14 protein-coding genes are annotated in these 14106 nt (G+C 67.0%); 9 read left to right on the top strand and 5 right to left on the bottom strand.

Annotated elements, in window-relative coordinates; all coding sequences use genetic code 11:
• Nucleotides 1–10: 10 nt before the first annotated feature.
• Nucleotides 11–442 (bottom strand): DUF4398 domain-containing protein, encoded by a 432-nt coding sequence (locus NRG74_RS12875; RefSeq protein ID WP_017640125.1) that lies wholly within the window; start codon nucleotides 440–442, stop codon nucleotides 11–13.
• Between the two features lie 267 nt (nucleotides 443–709).
• Nucleotides 710–1045 carry a hypothetical protein gene (locus tag NRG74_RS12870; protein WP_017640126.1) on the bottom strand — a complete coding sequence of 112 codons (336 nt, stop codon included), beginning with the start codon at nucleotides 1043–1045 and terminating at the stop codon, nucleotides 710–712.
• Between the two features lie 163 nt (nucleotides 1046–1208).
• Here NRG74_RS12870 and ppc point away from each other — a divergent pair, with 163 nt between their 5' ends.
• The 7 genes from ppc (at nucleotide 1209) to NRG74_RS12835 (ending at nucleotide 8482) form a co-directional block, all read left to right on the top strand.
• Nucleotides 1209–3845 carry a phosphoenolpyruvate carboxylase gene (gene ppc / locus NRG74_RS12865; RefSeq protein ID WP_257704259.1) on the top strand — a complete coding sequence of 879 codons (2637 nt, stop codon included), beginning with the start codon at nucleotides 1209–1211 and terminating at the stop codon, nucleotides 3843–3845.
• A gap of 190 nt (nucleotides 3846–4035) precedes the next feature.
• Nucleotides 4036–4683 (top strand): adenylate kinase, encoded by a 648-nt coding sequence (adk, locus tag NRG74_RS12860; protein WP_017640128.1) that lies wholly within the window; start codon nucleotides 4036–4038, stop codon nucleotides 4681–4683.
• Between the two features lie 138 nt (nucleotides 4684–4821).
• Nucleotides 4822–5505 carry a tRNA (adenosine(37)-N6)-threonylcarbamoyltransferase complex dimerization subunit type 1 TsaB gene (gene tsaB, locus NRG74_RS12855; protein ID WP_017640129.1) on the top strand — a complete coding sequence of 228 codons (684 nt, stop codon included), beginning with the start codon at nucleotides 4822–4824 and terminating at the stop codon, nucleotides 5503–5505.
• A 137-nt stretch (nucleotides 5506–5642) separates the two neighbouring features.
• Nucleotides 5643–6002, top strand: a complete 360-nt coding sequence (locus NRG74_RS12850; RefSeq protein WP_064307350.1) for a hypothetical protein — start codon at nucleotides 5643–5645, stop codon at nucleotides 6000–6002.
• On the top strand, nucleotides 6002–6859 hold the full coding sequence (locus tag NRG74_RS12845; RefSeq protein ID WP_173150130.1) for a DUF72 domain-containing protein: 858 nt from the start codon (nucleotides 6002–6004) through the stop codon (nucleotides 6857–6859). Before NRG74_RS12850 ends, NRG74_RS12845 begins: the two co-directional genes overlap by 1 nt.
• 107 nt (nucleotides 6860–6966) lie before the next feature.
• Nucleotides 6967–7668, top strand: coding sequence for an extensin-like domain-containing protein (locus NRG74_RS12840; protein ID WP_160924619.1), 702 nt, complete (start codon nucleotides 6967–6969; stop codon nucleotides 7666–7668).
• 31 nt (nucleotides 7669–7699) lie between these two features.
• Nucleotides 7700–8482 carry a class I SAM-dependent methyltransferase gene (locus tag NRG74_RS12835; RefSeq protein ID WP_257704250.1) on the top strand — a complete coding sequence of 261 codons (783 nt, stop codon included), beginning with the start codon at nucleotides 7700–7702 and terminating at the stop codon, nucleotides 8480–8482.
• A gap of 55 nt (nucleotides 8483–8537) precedes the next feature.
• On the opposite strand, the gene NRG74_RS12830 is transcribed toward NRG74_RS12835, so the two are convergent.
• Genes NRG74_RS12830 through NRG74_RS12820 form a run of 3 tightly spaced genes read right to left on the bottom strand, consistent with a single transcriptional unit; the run spans nucleotide 8538 to nucleotide 11536 of the window.
• On the bottom strand, nucleotides 8538–10046 hold the full coding sequence (locus NRG74_RS12830; RefSeq protein ID WP_257704248.1) for a tripartite tricarboxylate transporter permease: 1509 nt from the start codon (nucleotides 10044–10046) through the stop codon (nucleotides 8538–8540).
• 1 nt (nucleotide 10047) lies between these two features.
• Nucleotides 10048–10506 (bottom strand): tripartite tricarboxylate transporter TctB family protein, encoded by a 459-nt coding sequence (locus NRG74_RS12825; protein ID WP_017640135.1) that lies wholly within the window; start codon nucleotides 10504–10506, stop codon nucleotides 10048–10050.
• Nucleotides 10507–10555: 49 nt separating this feature from the next.
• Nucleotides 10556–11536: a Bug family tripartite tricarboxylate transporter substrate binding protein gene (locus NRG74_RS12820; protein ID WP_257704246.1), complete on the bottom strand. Its 981-nt coding sequence runs from the start codon at nucleotides 11534–11536 to the stop codon at nucleotides 10556–10558.
• A gap of 330 nt (nucleotides 11537–11866) precedes the next feature.
• Here NRG74_RS12820 and NRG74_RS12815 point away from each other — a divergent pair, with 330 nt between their 5' ends.
• Both NRG74_RS12815 and NRG74_RS12810 read left to right on the top strand, forming a co-directional pair.
• Entirely contained in the window at nucleotides 11867–12538 is a 672-nt protein-coding gene (locus tag NRG74_RS12815; protein ID WP_017640137.1) for a response regulator, read from the top strand.
• Entirely contained in the window at nucleotides 12531–13934 is a 1404-nt protein-coding gene (locus NRG74_RS12810) for a sensor histidine kinase (RefSeq protein ID WP_068383080.1), read from the top strand. Before NRG74_RS12815 ends, NRG74_RS12810 begins: the two co-directional genes overlap by 8 nt.
• Nucleotides 13935–14106: the final 172 nt, after the last annotated feature.

Below are 14106 nucleotides of genomic sequence, written 5' to 3'. Positions count from 1 at the left end.
GGGCGGTCGCTTACTGCTGGACCTTCTTCTGCAGGTTCTGCTGGAGCTGCAGGTTGATCTGACCTTCCTCACGGATCTGCTGGATGCTGTTCTGGGCATCCTTGAGCGCGGCGTCGGCCTTGGCGGCCTGGGTCTTGCGGGTGGCCAGGCGGGCATCCCACTCGGCCTGCTCGGCCAGTTGCTTGGCTTCTTCGTACTTCTCGTTGGAGAGGGCGGTCTGGGCCTGGGTCCACTTGTCCTGGGCCGACTTGGTCTCGATGGGCGCGAACTGGTTGCCACCGGAGCTCACGGCCTCGTTGACGGCGGACTGGGTCACGGCCATCTGCGCGGTCGGCGGATTGCCGGCACAACCGGCCAGCAACAGTGAGCTGCCCAGGGCAAGGGCTGCCAGTTTCAGGGTGCAGGCTTTGGAAAGGGACTTTTGGGCAGTGGCACTCTTCATGGATTCAAGCTCCGTTGTTGATCCGAAAAGCGCGCCGCCGGCACGGGCAGGGCGGGCGCCTGGTCATGGAAAGCCGCATGTGGAAACAAGCCCGGCGCGACCCCGAGAGGTCCGTGGCGGGTGCTGACAACCAGCCCTCGTCCAGCGCTGCGGTCTGACTCTGTGACCGCTCATCCGACAAAAATGTTCACTGGCTATCGAATTTTGCCGTGGCGTGGAGGTGCTTGGCAGAGCGGTAGCGGCGTAGGTAAAGCTGCAGGTCGGCGGTTAATCCGCCGTGTCGGACTGCAGTCGATGCAGGTGCTTGCGCGCCAGTTCCAGAAAGCGTGGCGTCGTGCCGGCATCGGCGTAGAGGGGGTCGCCGAGTTCATCGGTGGCCACCACTTCCTCGCCCTGCACATAGGGAAAGCTGGCTTCCAGCTCTTCGAAGGCGGCCGCCAGCAACTCGCTGAGCAAAGCTTCGGGCGTGCGCTGGGGATAGAGTTCGCAGAGGGCCTCGAGACGGGCCGCGGTCTCGACTTCCAAGTCGAGGCGGTAGCTGCGGGTGGTGCCGGAGGTGGTGGCCTGCTGCTCCCATTGGTGAGCGAGTTCGCGAATCTTCATGGGTATCTCCCGTGGCTTAGGCAAAGGTCGGATATTCAGGTCGGACGCGGCTGGGCACCCTGCAACGACCGGAGCTTGCAACCGCGTCACTAGGGTGCTGTCCTCTGCGCTAGACCGCAGCGGTTGCCGTGAGGTCCGAACCGGTACTTTCGAGGAGCACGAGATGGTGGAAATCGATATTCGCCTGCGCGAGCAGGTGCGGTTGCTGGGTGAGCTCCTGGGGCAGACCATTGCCGACCAGCATGGCGCGGCCTTTCTCGACAAGATCGAGCGGATCCGCAAGGGCGCCAAGGCCGCCCGTGGCGGCTCCGCGGAGGGTGCCCGCCAGCTGGGCGACACCCTGGATACCCTGGCCGAAGACGAACTGCTGCCGGTGGCGCGAGCCTTCAGCCATTTCCTCAACCTGGCCAATATCGCCGAGGAGTATCACCGGGTCAGACGGCGCACCGAAGACGAGCCGCCACCCTTCGAGCAGCAGGTGCTGCCGGAGTTGCTGGAGCGCCTGGCCGCGGCCGGTCACTCCGGCCAGGAGCTGGCCGAGCGGGTCGCGGCGCTGGACATCGATCTGGTGCTGACCGCCCACCCCACCGAGGTTTCGCGGCGCACCCTGATCCAGAAATACGACGAGATCAGCGCTCAATTGGCGGCCCTCGATCATCGCGACCTGACTTCCGCCGAGGTGGCTGCCATCGAGGCCCGGCTGCGCCGGCTGATCGCCGAGGCCTGGCATACCGAGGAGATCCGCCGCCAGCGCCCGACGCCGGTGGACGAAGCCAAGTGGGGCTTCGCGGTGATCGAGAATTCGCTCTGGCAGGCGATCCCCAGCCTGCTGCGCAAGCTGGACGACTGCCTGCAGGAGCGTACCGGCCAGCGCTTGCCGCTGACGGCGGCGCCGGTACGCTTCTCGTCCTGGATGGGCGGCGACCGCGACGGCAACCCCAATGTCACCGCCGCCATCAGCCGCGAGGTGCTGCTGCTGGCCCGCTGGATGGCCGCCGATCTCTACCTGCGCGACGTCGACCGGCTGGCAGCGGAGCTGTCCATGCAGGCGGCGAGTCCGGCCCTGCGCGAGCAGGCCGGCGATCATCCCGAACCCTATCGCAAGGTGCTCAAGGTGCTGCGCGAGCGGCTGCAGATCACCCGCAGCTGGGCGGCCCATGCCATCACCGATCCCCACGCCGGCGCCCGGCATATTCTCAGCGACAACGCCGAGCTGATCGCCCCGCTGCAGCTGTGTTACGACTCCCTGCAGCACTGCGGTCTGGGCGTCATCGCCGACGGCTCCCTGCTCGACACCCTGCGCCGGGCCCGTACCTTCGGCCTCTATCTGGTCCGTCTGGACATCCGCCAGGACGCCGCCCGCCATGCCGCGGCCCTGGCCGACATCTGCCGCTACCTGGACCTGGGCGACTATGCCGCCTGGAGCGAGGCGCAGCGTCTGGAATTTCTGCGTGGCGAACTCGGCAGCCGGCGTCCCTTGCTGCCGCTGGACGCCGAGCTGGAGGCCGACACCCAGGAGGTGCTCGCCACCTGCCGCGTCATCGCCGCCTCGCCGGCCGATGCCCTGGGCTCCTATGTCATCTCCATGGCCGGTGCCGCATCCGACGTCCTCGCCGTGCAGCTGCTGCTGCGCGAATGCGGGGTGCGCCAGCCGATGCGCGTGGTGCCGCTGTTCGAGACCCTCGACGACCTGGATCAGGCTGGTAGCGCCATCGCCAGTCTGCTCGATCTGCCCGACTACCGGGCGCGTCTGGCCGGTCCCCAGGAGGTCATGATCGGCTATTCCGATTCGGCCAAGGATGCCGGCACCCTGACGGCGGCCTGGGCCCAGTACCGCGCCCAGGAAGCCCTGGTGGACATCTGCGCCAGCCGTGGCGTGGAGTTGCTGCTGTTCCATGGCCGCGGTGGCACCGTGGGGCGTGGCGGCGGTCCGGCCCATGCGGCCATCCTCTCGCAACCGCCGGGCTCGGTGGCCGGGCGCTTCCGTACCACCGAACAGGGCGAGATGATCCGCTTCAAGTTCGGCCAGCCGGCCATCGCCGAGCAGAATCTGACGCTGTACCTGGGCGCCGTGCTGGAGGCCACCCTGTTGCCGCCGCCGGCGCCGGAACCGGCCTGGCGCGAGCAGATGGATCGCCTGGCCCGCGACAGCCTGCAGGCCTATCGCGGCGTGGTGCGCGAGGATCCGCATTTCGTCAGCTATTTCCGCCAGGCCACTCCGGAGCAGGAGCTGGGCCGGCTGCCCTTGGGCAGTCGCCCGGCCAAGCGCCGCGAAGGCGGCGTGGAAAGCCTCAGGGCCATCCCCTGGATCTTCGCCTGGACCCAGACCCGGCTGATGCTGCCCGCCTGGCTCGGCTGGGAGAAGGCGCTGGACGAGGCCGAACGCCGTGGCGAATCGCCGTTGCTGCGCGAGATGCGCGAAGGCTGGCCGTTCTTCCAGACCCGCATCGACATGCTGGAGATGGTGCTGGCCAAGGCCGAAGCCGAACTGGCGCGGCTCTATGACCAGCGCCTGGTGGAGGCCGATCTGCAGGTGCTGGGCAGCCAGCTGCGCGAGCGGCTGCGCCAGGCCGGCGTGGCGGTATTGCGGCTGACCGGGCAGGGGGAATTGCTCGAACACCATCCGGAAACCCTGGTATTCATCGCCGTGCGCAACACCTATCTCGATCCGCTGCACCTCTTGCAGATCGAGTTGCTGGCCCGGGCGCGGGCGGCGGGCGAAAGCCAGCCGGCGGCGCTCGATCAGGCCCTGCTGGTGAGCGTGGCCGGTATCGCCGCAGGACTGCGCAATACCGGTTGAGCAGGCTGTCGCTTTTGCCGGTGCCCGGGGTCGTCTGGACAGGCCCGGCACCTGCGACGCTTGGTAACTTGTGCGGCCAGGGGGCGCTGTGTATGGTTGGTCCCTTTGGCCGTCTCGTGTCGTCGACAACAATCATCGCGACAGCGCCCTGCGCGGGCTGCCAGTCCGAGACCATTCTAAGGAGCAACAGATGCGCGTAATCCTGCTGGGAGCGCCCGGTGCCGGCAAAGGTACTCAGGCCCGGTTCATCACTGAGAAATTCGGCATTCCGCAGGTTTCCACCGGCGACATGCTGCGGGCCGCGGTCAAGGCTGGCACGCCCCTGGGCCTGCAGGTCAAGGACATCATGGACAACGGTGGCCTGGTCTCCGACGAGATCATCATCGCCCTGATCAGCGAGCGTATCCTCGACGCCGACTGCGCCAAGGGTTTCTTGTTCGACGGCTTCCCGCGCACCATTCCCCAGGCCGAAGCCCTCGAAGCCGCCGGCGTCAAGATCGACCACGTGCTGGAAATCGCCGTCGATGACGAAGAAATCGTCCAGCGCCTGTCCGGTCGTCGCGTGCACCCGGGTTCGGGGCGCGTCTATCACATCGAGCACAATCCGCCGAAGGTCGCCGACACCGACGACCTGACCGGCGAGCCGCTGGTACAGCGCGAAGACGACCGCGAAGCCACCATTCGCAAGCGTCTGGACCTCTATCATTCCCAGACCAAGCCGCTGGTGGACTTCTACCAGAAGCTGGGCGCCGCCCAGGGCACGCCGAAGTGCAGCCGCATCGAGGGCGTGGGTTCGGTGGACGCCATCACCGCCAAGGTGCTGCAGGCCCTGAGCTAAAAGCCGGTAACGACCGCCTGTGCCTGCAGGCGGTCCGGTCGCGGCGCCGTCCTGGCGTCACGATCGATGGGCGGGTCCCCTCGCGACCCGTCTTCCTCTAGAATGCGCAGCCCTTTTCCCTAGTTGCGGATCTACCCCATGTCCATCCTGCTCGCCCTCGACACCGCCACCGAAGCCTGCTCGGTCGCCTTGCATCTGGGCGACGAGATCATCCATCGCTACGAGATCGCGCCGCGCCTGCATGCCCAGCGGGTGCTGCCCATGGTGCAGGAGCTGCTGGCCGAGACCGATCTGAGTCTGGCGCAGGTGGACGCCATCGCCTTCGGTCGTGGCCCTGGCGCCTTTACCGGCGTGCGCATCGCCATCGGCGTGGTGCAGGGCCTGGCCTTCGGGCTGGACCGGCCGGTGCTGCCGGTATCGAATCTGGCCATCATCGCCCAGCGCGCCTGGCGCGAGCGGGGTGTGACCCAGGTGGCCGCTGCCATCGATGCGCGCATGGATGAGGTCTACTGGGGCTGCTATCGCCTGGACGGGGCAGCCATGGTGCTGGCGGGGGCGGAAGCCGTGCTGGCACCCGAGGCCATCGCCCTGCCGGAGGCTGCCACCGGTGACTGGTTCGGGGCCGGCACCGGCTGGGGCTATGCCGGCCGCATGGCCGTGCCGCTGGTCGAGAGCGATGCCAGCCTGTTGCCCCATGCGCAGGATCTGGCGGTGCTGGCGGCCTCGGCCTGGCAGCGCGGCGAAGCCGTGTCGGCCGAATCCGAAGCGGCGCAACCCGTCTATCTGCGTGATCGGGTCGCCACTCCCAAGCAGTCGGTCTGACGTCAGGAAACCCGGCGTAATAGTCTGACGTCCAAGCTGCATATGCCGCTCGTCCGCCGGTCGCGACGGGCGTCCGGCCCTTGATTGTCATAGCTTTCGACCCTACTTAGAGTAGTGCCATCCGTTCGGGACCTGCCATGCGCATTGACAGCGGCTATTCCTCCTCTGCTTACCCCCTGAATCGTTCCTCGCGCGCGGTCACGCCCGTACGCGAGGTGGCGCAGGACGAGGCCGCCCGTCAAAACGCCATCGCCCGCGAGGCGGCCAACAACGCTCAGCCCAAGCTCGAGCCGGTGCGCCGCGTCGAGGCGGCCGCGGCGACCGATACCGGCAACGGCGGTGGCAATGGTCTGGTGCTCAGCGAACGCGAAGGGCGCTTCGCCAGTCAGCTCACCGCGCGTGCGCAACAGGCGCTGGCCAGCTACGGCAGCACCGCCGCCCTCGGCGCCGAGCCGGATGGCTCCTCCAGCGTCGTGGGCCTCGATCTCTACGCCTGATGCTGCCGTACTTTCTCGGCTGTCCCTCCTGGAACGACAACGCCTGGCGCGAAAGCCTCTACCACGGCCTGCGCCCGGGTGACTTCCTGTCGCGTTATGCCCAGGTGTTCAACGCCGTGGAGGGCAACACCACCTTCTATGCCTGGCCCTCGGCGGACACCATTCGCCGTTGGGCCGAATTGATGCCGGCCGGCTTTCGCTTCTGCGCCAAGTTTCCCCGGGACATCAGTCATGCCGAGGATCTGCGGGTGCAACTCTCCAGCGCCCGCACCTTTCTGGAATTGCTGGCGCCCCTGGGCGAACGGGCCAGTCCGCTGTGGCTGCAACTGCCTGCGGGCTTCGGTCCGGATCGGCTCAATGAGCTGAAGGTCTTTCTTTCGGCCATGGCGCCGCGTTGTGCCCTGGCCGTGGAGGTCAGGCACCTGGCCTTTTTCGACAAGGGCGAAACCGAGCGCGCGCTCAATCGCCTGCTCATGGAGCTGGGTGTGGAACGCGTCGGCCTGGATTCCGCGGCCCTGTTCAGCGCCGATCCGAGTGAGCCGGCCGTGCGCCTGGCCCAGGCCAAGAAGCCGCGGGTACCGGCCCGTGCCCTGGCTTTCAGCGAGCATCCCCAGGTGCGCTTCATCGGTCGCCTGGAGCTGGCGGCGAACGACTACTACCTGGCCAAGTGGGTGACCCGGGTGGCCGATTGGATCGAAGGGGGCAAGGTGCCCTATGTCTTCCTGCACACCCCGGACAATCGCCAGGCGCCCGAACTGGCCCTGAGATTCCATGCCCAGCTGCGCGAACGCCTGCCCGGCCTGCCGGCGTTGCCCGAGTTGAGCACCGCCGACACCGAGCAACTCGGCCTGCTCTAGCCCCTGGCGTCCGCCGCGATACGTTTGGCGACGTTTTCGCCGGCATTCCCGCTGGCCGCTCCGGTCTGATGAAGACTTCGCCTTGCGAATCCTCTTCGGCGCGCCGCATGAAAGCCAGACACCTGCTCGGTCTCGTCATCCTGCTCTACAGCGGTCTGCACACCGCCTTCGACCAGGGCTGGCTGCGCATCCCGCCGGCCTATAACCCCTGGGCGCCACTGGATATCCAGGCACCCGCCAATGCCGTCACCCGGCTCAAGCTCTGGCGTCTGCAGGCCGATGCCGACTATTGCGCGGCGTCCCTGGCCACCTCGGCGCTCAGCTTTCGCGAATTGCGCGGCAATCCCGGTTCGGCCGACTGCCCGCTGGAGCGGGCGGTACGCATCCAGCGGGGGGAAGGGGTGCGCCTCAACGGCAGCTTCGTCGCCAGCTGTCCGCTGGCGGTGAGTTTCGCGCTGTTCGAACGCCAGGCCCTGCAACCGGCCGCCGAAGCCGTCTATGGCCAGCGGGTCGCCGAGGTGGAGCACTATGGCAGCTTCGCCTGCCGCAACATCTACGGTCGCGCCAGCGGCCGGCGCAGTCAGCACGCCACCGCCAATGCGCTGGACATCGCCGGGCTGCGCCTGGCCGACGGTCGGCGCATCAGCGTGGCGCGGGACTGGAAGGGCGATCCCCAGGCCCAGCGCTTTCTGCGGCTGGTACGCGACGGGGCCTGCCGCTCCTTCAATACCACCCTGGGACCGGACTACAACGCGGCGCACCGCGATCATTTCCATGTCGACATGGGTGGCTTTCGCGTCTGCCGGTAGAATGCACGGTCTTTTCGCCAGCGAGTCGCCCATGTCCACCGCCCGCCCCGCGCTTATCGTCGAAGCCCTGGAACCCGCTTACACGGAGGCTGCCGCTGCCTGGGCCGAGCGCCTGGGCCTGCCCCTGGGTACCGCCACCACCGAAGAGTTCGCCCTGCAGTTCGGCGCTCAAGGCCTGCAACTGGTCCAGCGCGGCCCGGAGGCGCCGGGTCCGGTGCGGGTGGATTTCGTCGAGGGCGCAGCGGCCCATAGACGCAAGTTCGGCGGCGGCGCCGGCCAGATGATCGCCAAGGCGGTCGGGGTCGGGCCGGGTGTGCGCCCGCGTATCCTCGATGCCACCGCGGGTCTGGGCCGCGACGCCTTCGTGCTGGCCACCCTGGGTTGCCCGGTGACGCTGCTGGAGCGCCAGCCGCTGATCGCCGCCCTGCTCGAAGACGGCCTGGCCCGCGCGGCGCGGGACCCCGAGGCGGCCGGCATCGTTGCCCTGATGACCCTGGTACAGGCCGATTCCACCACCTACCTGCAGGGCGGGGAGGGCGAGGCGCCCGAGGTGATCTATCTGGATCCCATGTTCCCCCATCGCGACAAGAGCGCCTTGGTGAAGAAGGAAATGCGCCTGTTCCGCCCGCTGGTGGGCGACGACCTGGATGCCCCGGCCTTGCTCGCCGCCGCCCTGGCCCGCGCCAGTCACCGGGTGGTGGTCAAGCGCCCGCGCAAGGCACCGGTCATCGAAGGGGTGAAACCGGGCTATGTGCTGGAGGGCAAGTCCAGCCGCTATGACATCTATCCGAAGAAGAGCTTCAAATCTTCCTGAATGAAAAAGCCCGCGGGCGGAAGGACTCCGGCCGCGGGCGCGGGTGTCGCCGACCTCAGACGGTCGCGGCCTTGGGCGCGCGACGCTTGCGCCAGGCACGGTAGAAGGGCAGGGCCACCATCAGGATGCAGACGATCCAGATGGCCTGGCTGATGCCGCTCTGCCAGAGGATGCCCACTTCGCCGTTGGAGATCGACAGTGCGCGTCTCAGACTCGTCTCCATCAGCTCGCCGAGGATGAAGCCCAGCAGCAGCGGTGAGAGCGGGAAGTCCAGCTTGCGCATGATGTAGCCGAAGATGCCCACGCAGACCATCAACACCAGGTCGAAGGTGGTGGCGTGCACCGCGTAGACGCCGATGCCGGTGATGATGGCGATGGCCGGGGCCAGCGACCAGTTCGGTACATCGAGGATCTTGGTGAACATTTTCACCATGGGCACGTTGAGGATCAGCAGCATCACGTTGGCGATGAACAGCGAGGCGATCAGGCCCCACACCAGATTCGGCTCGTTCTGGAACAGCAACGGGCCGGGGGTGATGTTGTACAGGGTCAGGGCGCCGATCATTACCGCGGTGGTACCCGAGCCGGGGATGCCCAGGGTCAGCATGGGAATCATGTTGCCGCACACCGCCGCGCCGATGGCGGTTTCCGGTGCGGCCAGGCCACGCAGGTCACCCTTGCCGAACTTGCCATCGGCACCGGCCATGCGCTTCTCGGTGGTGTAGGCCAGGGCACTGGCCAGGGTCGCGCCGGCGCCTGGCAACACGCCGATGATGAAGCCGCTCACCGAGCTGCGCAGGTTGACCATGAGCACGCTGCGCGCTTCGCGCACGTTGAACAGCATGCGTCCGGTAGCCTTGACTGCCACCTGCCCGTGGTGGGTCTGTTCCAGCAGCAGGAGCAGCTCGCTCACCGAGAACAGGCCCAGTACCAGGATCACGAAGTCGATGCCGTCGGCCAGGTGCACGTTGTCGAAGGTGAAGCGATAGACGCCGCTGTTGGCGTCGATGCCCACGGAGGCGATGGCCAGGCCGAACAGCGCGGCGACCAGGGTCTTGACCGGCTTTTCGGCGGCCATGCCGGAGAGGCTGAGAATGGCCAGGGCCATCAGCGCGAAGTATTCCGCGGGACCGAAGGCGATCGCCCACTTGGCCAGCAGCGGCGAGAACAGCACCATGCCGCAGGTGGCGATGAAGGCGCCGATGAAGGAGCTCCAGGCCGACAGCGACAGGGCCACGCCCGCCATGCCCTGGCGTGCCAGCGGATAGCCGTCCAGACAGGTCATCATGGTCGCGGCTTCGCCGGGGATGTTCAGCAGGATCGAAGAGATCCGGCCGCCGTATTCGCAGCCCAGATAGACCGCCGCCAGCAGGATCAGCGAGGTTTCCGGCGGCAGGCCCAGGGCGAAGGCCACCGGGATCAGGAGGGCGATGCCGTTGATCGGCCCGAGACCCGGCAACAGACCCACCACGGTGCCGATCAGGGTGCCGATCAGCGCCACGATCAGGTTGGTCGGCGTCATGGCGACGCCGAAGCCCTGCATCAGAAAATTCAAGGTTTCCATGTCAGCCTTCCAGGAATTCCAGCACGCCAAGGGGTAGGGGGACTTCCATCACCCGGTCGAACAGCACATAGAGACTTACCGAGAGCAGCAGGCTGACCAGGGCGCAGGGCATCAGGCGGCCACCATAGAGCAGGCCGCACAGGGTGGCGGTCAGGAAGGCGCTCAAGGGGAAGCCCAGCGGCTGGAAGGTCAGGGCATAGCCCAGCAGGATGACGCAGCAGGCCACCACCTTGCGCAGCGAGGAAGCATCCAGCGGCTTCTGGTCCTCGCCGTCGCCGATCGGTGTGGGACGAATGATCAGATAGGCCAGGCCCAGGCTCATCAGCCCGAACATCAGCATCGGATAGGCCCGCGGACCGACCGGCTCGTAGGAGAAGGGCGCCTGGTAATCCCGGGCGATGAACAGCATGACGAGTCCGGCCACCAGCCAGACCGCCATGAAGGCGCGTTGGAAGATCATGTCGACATCCTCGAAGGCGCCCGGAGGGGCGCCAGGGGCGGGGGCTCTGTTACTGGATCAGGCCGAATTCCTTGGCCATGCCGCGGTAGCGCGCGACTTCCTTCTGCACATAGGCATCCAGTTCGGCACCGGTCATGGCGAAGGGGAAGAGTTCGCGCTGATCACGCAGCTTGGCGAAGTCGTCGGACGCCAGCAGCTTGTCGAAGCTGGCTTTCCACCAGTTGTACTGGTCGTCGGTGACCTTCGGGCCGACATAGAAGCCGCGGACCACGGGCCAGACGATGTCGTAGCCCTGCTCACGCGCGGTGGGGATGTCCTTCATCGCCGGCTCGTCGAAACGCTGCTCGGCGAAGACCGCCAGGAGGCGCATGTTGCCGGCCTCGACATGGGGCATGGAGTCGGAGATGTCGGTGCTGCCGACCTGGATGTGGCCGCCCAGCAGCGCGGTGGCGATCTCGCCGCCGCCTTCCAGGGCCACGTAGCGCAGTTCCTTGGGATTGATACCGGCGGCCTTGGCGATCAGGGCCGTCTGCATCCAGTCCTGGCTGCCCACGGTACCGCCGGAGCCGATCACCACCTTGCTCGGGTCCTTCTTCAGCGCCTCGACCAGATCACCCAGGGTCTTGTAGGGCGAATCGGCCTTGACCGCGATGGCGCCATAGCTGGCCCCCACCGCCGCCAGCCAGCGTACGGCCTTCTCGTCGAAACGACCGAACTTGCCCTGGGCCAGGTTCAGCAGCGAACCGCTGGAGAAGGCGACGATGGTGTCGCCATCGGCCGGACGCTGAGCCACCACGGTGTTGTAGGCCACCGCGCCTACCCCGCCGGGCATGTAGGTCACGCGCATGGGCTTGTCCAGCAACTTGGCTTCCACCAGGCCACTCTGGGCCAGCTTGCAGGTCAGGTCGAAGCCACCACCCGGGGAGGCCGGGGCGATGCATTCGGGACGCTTGGGTTCGGCCACGGCCTGGGCGGACAGCAGCACGGAGGCGGCCAGGGTCAGGGTGAGGTTGCGCAAGGTGGTGCTCATCGACGTCTTCCTTTTGTTGTTATTTCAGAAGCTGACAGGCGGACACGGCTCAGGCTCGCCAGGGCGGCGATCGTTCACAGAAGAGAAGGGTGAGCACGTGGAGCTGCGCGAGGGCGAGCATGGATGTCGTTCCGCTTGTTATTGTTGTTGGCCAACCAGGGGTGGCGCTTGGGCAAGCATCATGCGGTTCTGGGACCGCTACTTTTCACTCTAGACCGCCAAGCTTTCAACAGCCTTTCAATCGTGAAAGGCAGCAATAGTGCGGTTCCGGCTACAGGCCAGCTGGCCGGTATCCGGTAAACTCGAATCTTTTGAGCGGGAGCTGTCAGCGTGCGCATCCTATTGGTCGAAGATCATCCGCCACTGGCCGAAAGCGTCGCCCAGGCGCTCAAGAATGCCGGGCTCAACGTCGATCTGCTCAACGATGGCGTAGCCGCGGATCTGGCCCTGCAGAGTGAGAGCTATGCCCTGGCTATCCTCGATGTCGGCCTGCCGCGCATGGACGGCTTCGAGGTCCTGGCGCGCCTGCGCGAGCGCGGTGATCGCCTGCCGGTGCTGATGCTGACCGCCCGCGGCGAGGTCAAGGATCGGGTGCAGGGCCTCAATCTCGGTGCCGACGACTACCTGGCCAAGCCCTTCGAGCTCACCGAATTGGAAGCCCGGGTCAAGGCCCTGCTGCGCCGCAGCGTGCTGGGCGGGGATCGCCAGCAACGCTGCGGTCCACTGATCTACGACCTCAATACCTCGCGCTTCACCTTGGCGGAGGAAGCACTGTCGCTCACCTCCCGCGAGCACGCCGTACTGGCTGCACTCATCGCCCGCCCCGGCCGGGTCATGAGCAAGGAGCAGCTCGCCTCGCAAGTCTTCGGCCTGGACGAGGAAGCCAGTCCCGAAGCCATCGAGATCTATGTGCATCGCCTGCGCAAGAAGCTGGAGGCCGGCGCGGTACGCATCGTCACCTTCCGCGGCCTGGGCTATCTGCTGGAAGAGCAGCATGGCTGACGTGGCGAAGGCCGCTGGCAGCCTGCGTGGCCGCCTGTTGCTGCGCATGGTCATCCTGCTCGCGGTGATCCTGGCGGTCAGCAGCCTGGCCGCCTATCTCAATGGCCGGCGCCTGGCCGACGTGGCCTATGATCGGACGCTGCTGGCCTCGGCCCGTACCATCGCCGCGGGCCTGTCCGCCAGCAACGGCACCCTGCGTGCCGATGTGCCCTACATCGCCCTGGACAACTTCGCCTACGACAACGTCGGACGCATCTTCTACCAGGTGCTGGACACCCGTGGCCGACTGATTTCCGGCTACGAGGAGATCCCGCCACCTCCACCGGACGCAGCCCTGACCCGCGACTATCCGGCCCTGGCGCGCTTCTACAACAGCACCTATCGCGGCAAGGACGTGCGGGTGGTCAGCCTGGCCCAGCCGGTCAGCCAGCCGGATCTCACCGGCATGGCCGAGATTCGTGTCGCCGAGACCGCCGAAGCCCGCGAAGAGGTGGCCCGCAGCCTGCTCACCGACACCCTGATCCGCCTGGGGCTGATGGGGCTGGGTGCCATCCTGCTGGTATGGATGGCGGTCGGCGCCGCTCTGCGTCCCCTGGAGCGCCTGCGCCAGGCCGTGGAAGAACGCGGGGTGGACGATCTGCGGCCCTTGCCCGAGGTGCGCGCGCCCCAGGAACTGCTGCCGCTGGTGCATGCCCTGGAAGGCTTCACCCTGCGTCTGCGCCGACTGTTCGAGCGCCAGGCCGACTTCATCGCCAACGCCGCCCATGAGTTGCGCACCCCGCTGGCAGCGATCAAGGCGCGGGTCGAACTGGGCTTGCGCGAACGCGAACCCCAGGCCTGGTACGCCACCCTGGAAGAAACCCGCACCAGCACCGATCGCCTGGCGCGCCTGGCCAATCAGCTGCTGTCGCTGGCACGGATCGAGAGTGGTGCCCAAGCCATCGCCGAAGGGGGCGCCGAGCGCCTGGAGCTCAGCGAGCTGGCCAGGGAGCTGGCCATGGCGCTGGCCCCGCTGGCCCATGCCAAGGGCGTCGCCCTGGCCTTCGAGCCGTTCGCCAAGGCGCCGGTGATCGGCGAGCCGACGCTGCTCAACGAGCTGCTCTGCAATCTGGTGGAAAACGCCCTGGCCCACAGCCAGTCAGGTGGCAACATCGTGGTGCGGGTGTTGGCCCCGGCGGTGCTGGAGGTCGAGGATGACGGTCCCGGCATTCCCGCCAGCGCGCGGGCCAAGGTCTTCGAGCGCTTTCAGCGCCTGGATCCCCAGTCCGGTGGTGCCGGCCTGGGGCTGGCCATCGTCGGTGAGATCTGCGCCGCCCACCGCGCCCGTATCCAGTTGCTGGACGGCGCGCTCGGCGGGCTACGGGTAAGGGTCGAATTTCCCGCCGAGGAAGCCTAGGCCTTGTCTAAAAGTGCCTGTGCTTAGCCATGCTGCGTTAAAAATTCGCTGGATCGCCAGCCCGGCCGGAATGCTCATTTACCACTCGTAAACTCGTTCGCGAGCCCGGTCCGCTTCCTCACGGATTTTTGCCTTGCCTGACCTTCGCTCGGCGACTTTTCAGACAGGCCTA

The organism is Pseudomonas oryzihabitans, from assembly GCF_024652905.1.
Classification (GTDB): Bacteria; Pseudomonadota; Gammaproteobacteria; order Pseudomonadales; family Pseudomonadaceae; genus Chryseomonas; species Chryseomonas benzopyrenica.
The sequence above is the reverse complement of the archived record's forward strand: the minus strand, read 5'-3'. Positions and strand labels throughout refer to the sequence as shown.

What these genes read in the sequence shown, in the direction of transcription:
- NRG74_RS12830 (WP_257704248.1), bottom strand. Translation starts at nt 10,046, where the DNA reads ATGGAAACCTTGAATTTTCTGATGCAGGGCTTCGGCGTCGCCATGACG.
- NRG74_RS12825 (WP_017640135.1), bottom strand. Translation starts at nt 10,506, where the DNA reads ATGATCTTCCAACGCGCCTTCATGGCGGTCTGGCTGGTGGCCGGACTC.
- NRG74_RS12835 (WP_257704250.1), top strand. Translation starts at nt 7,700, where the DNA reads ATGTCCACCGCCCGCCCCGCGCTTATCGTCGAAGCCCTGGAACCCGCT.
- NRG74_RS12810 (WP_068383080.1), top strand. Translation starts at nt 12,531, where the DNA reads ATGGCTGACGTGGCGAAGGCCGCTGGCAGCCTGCGTGGCCGCCTGTTG.
- tsaB (WP_017640129.1), top strand. Translation starts at nt 4,822, where the DNA reads ATGTCCATCCTGCTCGCCCTCGACACCGCCACCGAAGCCTGCTCGGTC.
- NRG74_RS12850 (WP_064307350.1), top strand. Translation starts at nt 5,643, where the DNA reads ATGCGCATTGACAGCGGCTATTCCTCCTCTGCTTACCCCCTGAATCGT.
- NRG74_RS12870 (WP_017640126.1), bottom strand. Translation starts at nt 1,045, where the DNA reads ATGAAGATTCGCGAACTCGCTCACCAATGGGAGCAGCAGGCCACCACC.
- NRG74_RS12845 (WP_173150130.1), top strand. Translation starts at nt 6,002, where the DNA reads ATGCTGCCGTACTTTCTCGGCTGTCCCTCCTGGAACGACAACGCCTGG.
- adk (WP_017640128.1), top strand. Translation starts at nt 4,036, where the DNA reads ATGCGCGTAATCCTGCTGGGAGCGCCCGGTGCCGGCAAAGGTACTCAG.
- NRG74_RS12820 (WP_257704246.1), bottom strand. Translation starts at nt 11,536, where the DNA reads ATGAGCACCACCTTGCGCAACCTCACCCTGACCCTGGCCGCCTCCGTG.
- ppc (WP_257704259.1), top strand. Translation starts at nt 1,209, where the DNA reads ATGGTGGAAATCGATATTCGCCTGCGCGAGCAGGTGCGGTTGCTGGGT.
- NRG74_RS12875 (WP_017640125.1), bottom strand. Translation starts at nt 442, where the DNA reads ATGAAGAGTGCCACTGCCCAAAAGTCCCTTTCCAAAGCCTGCACCCTG.
- NRG74_RS12840 (WP_160924619.1), top strand. Translation starts at nt 6,967, where the DNA reads ATGAAAGCCAGACACCTGCTCGGTCTCGTCATCCTGCTCTACAGCGGT.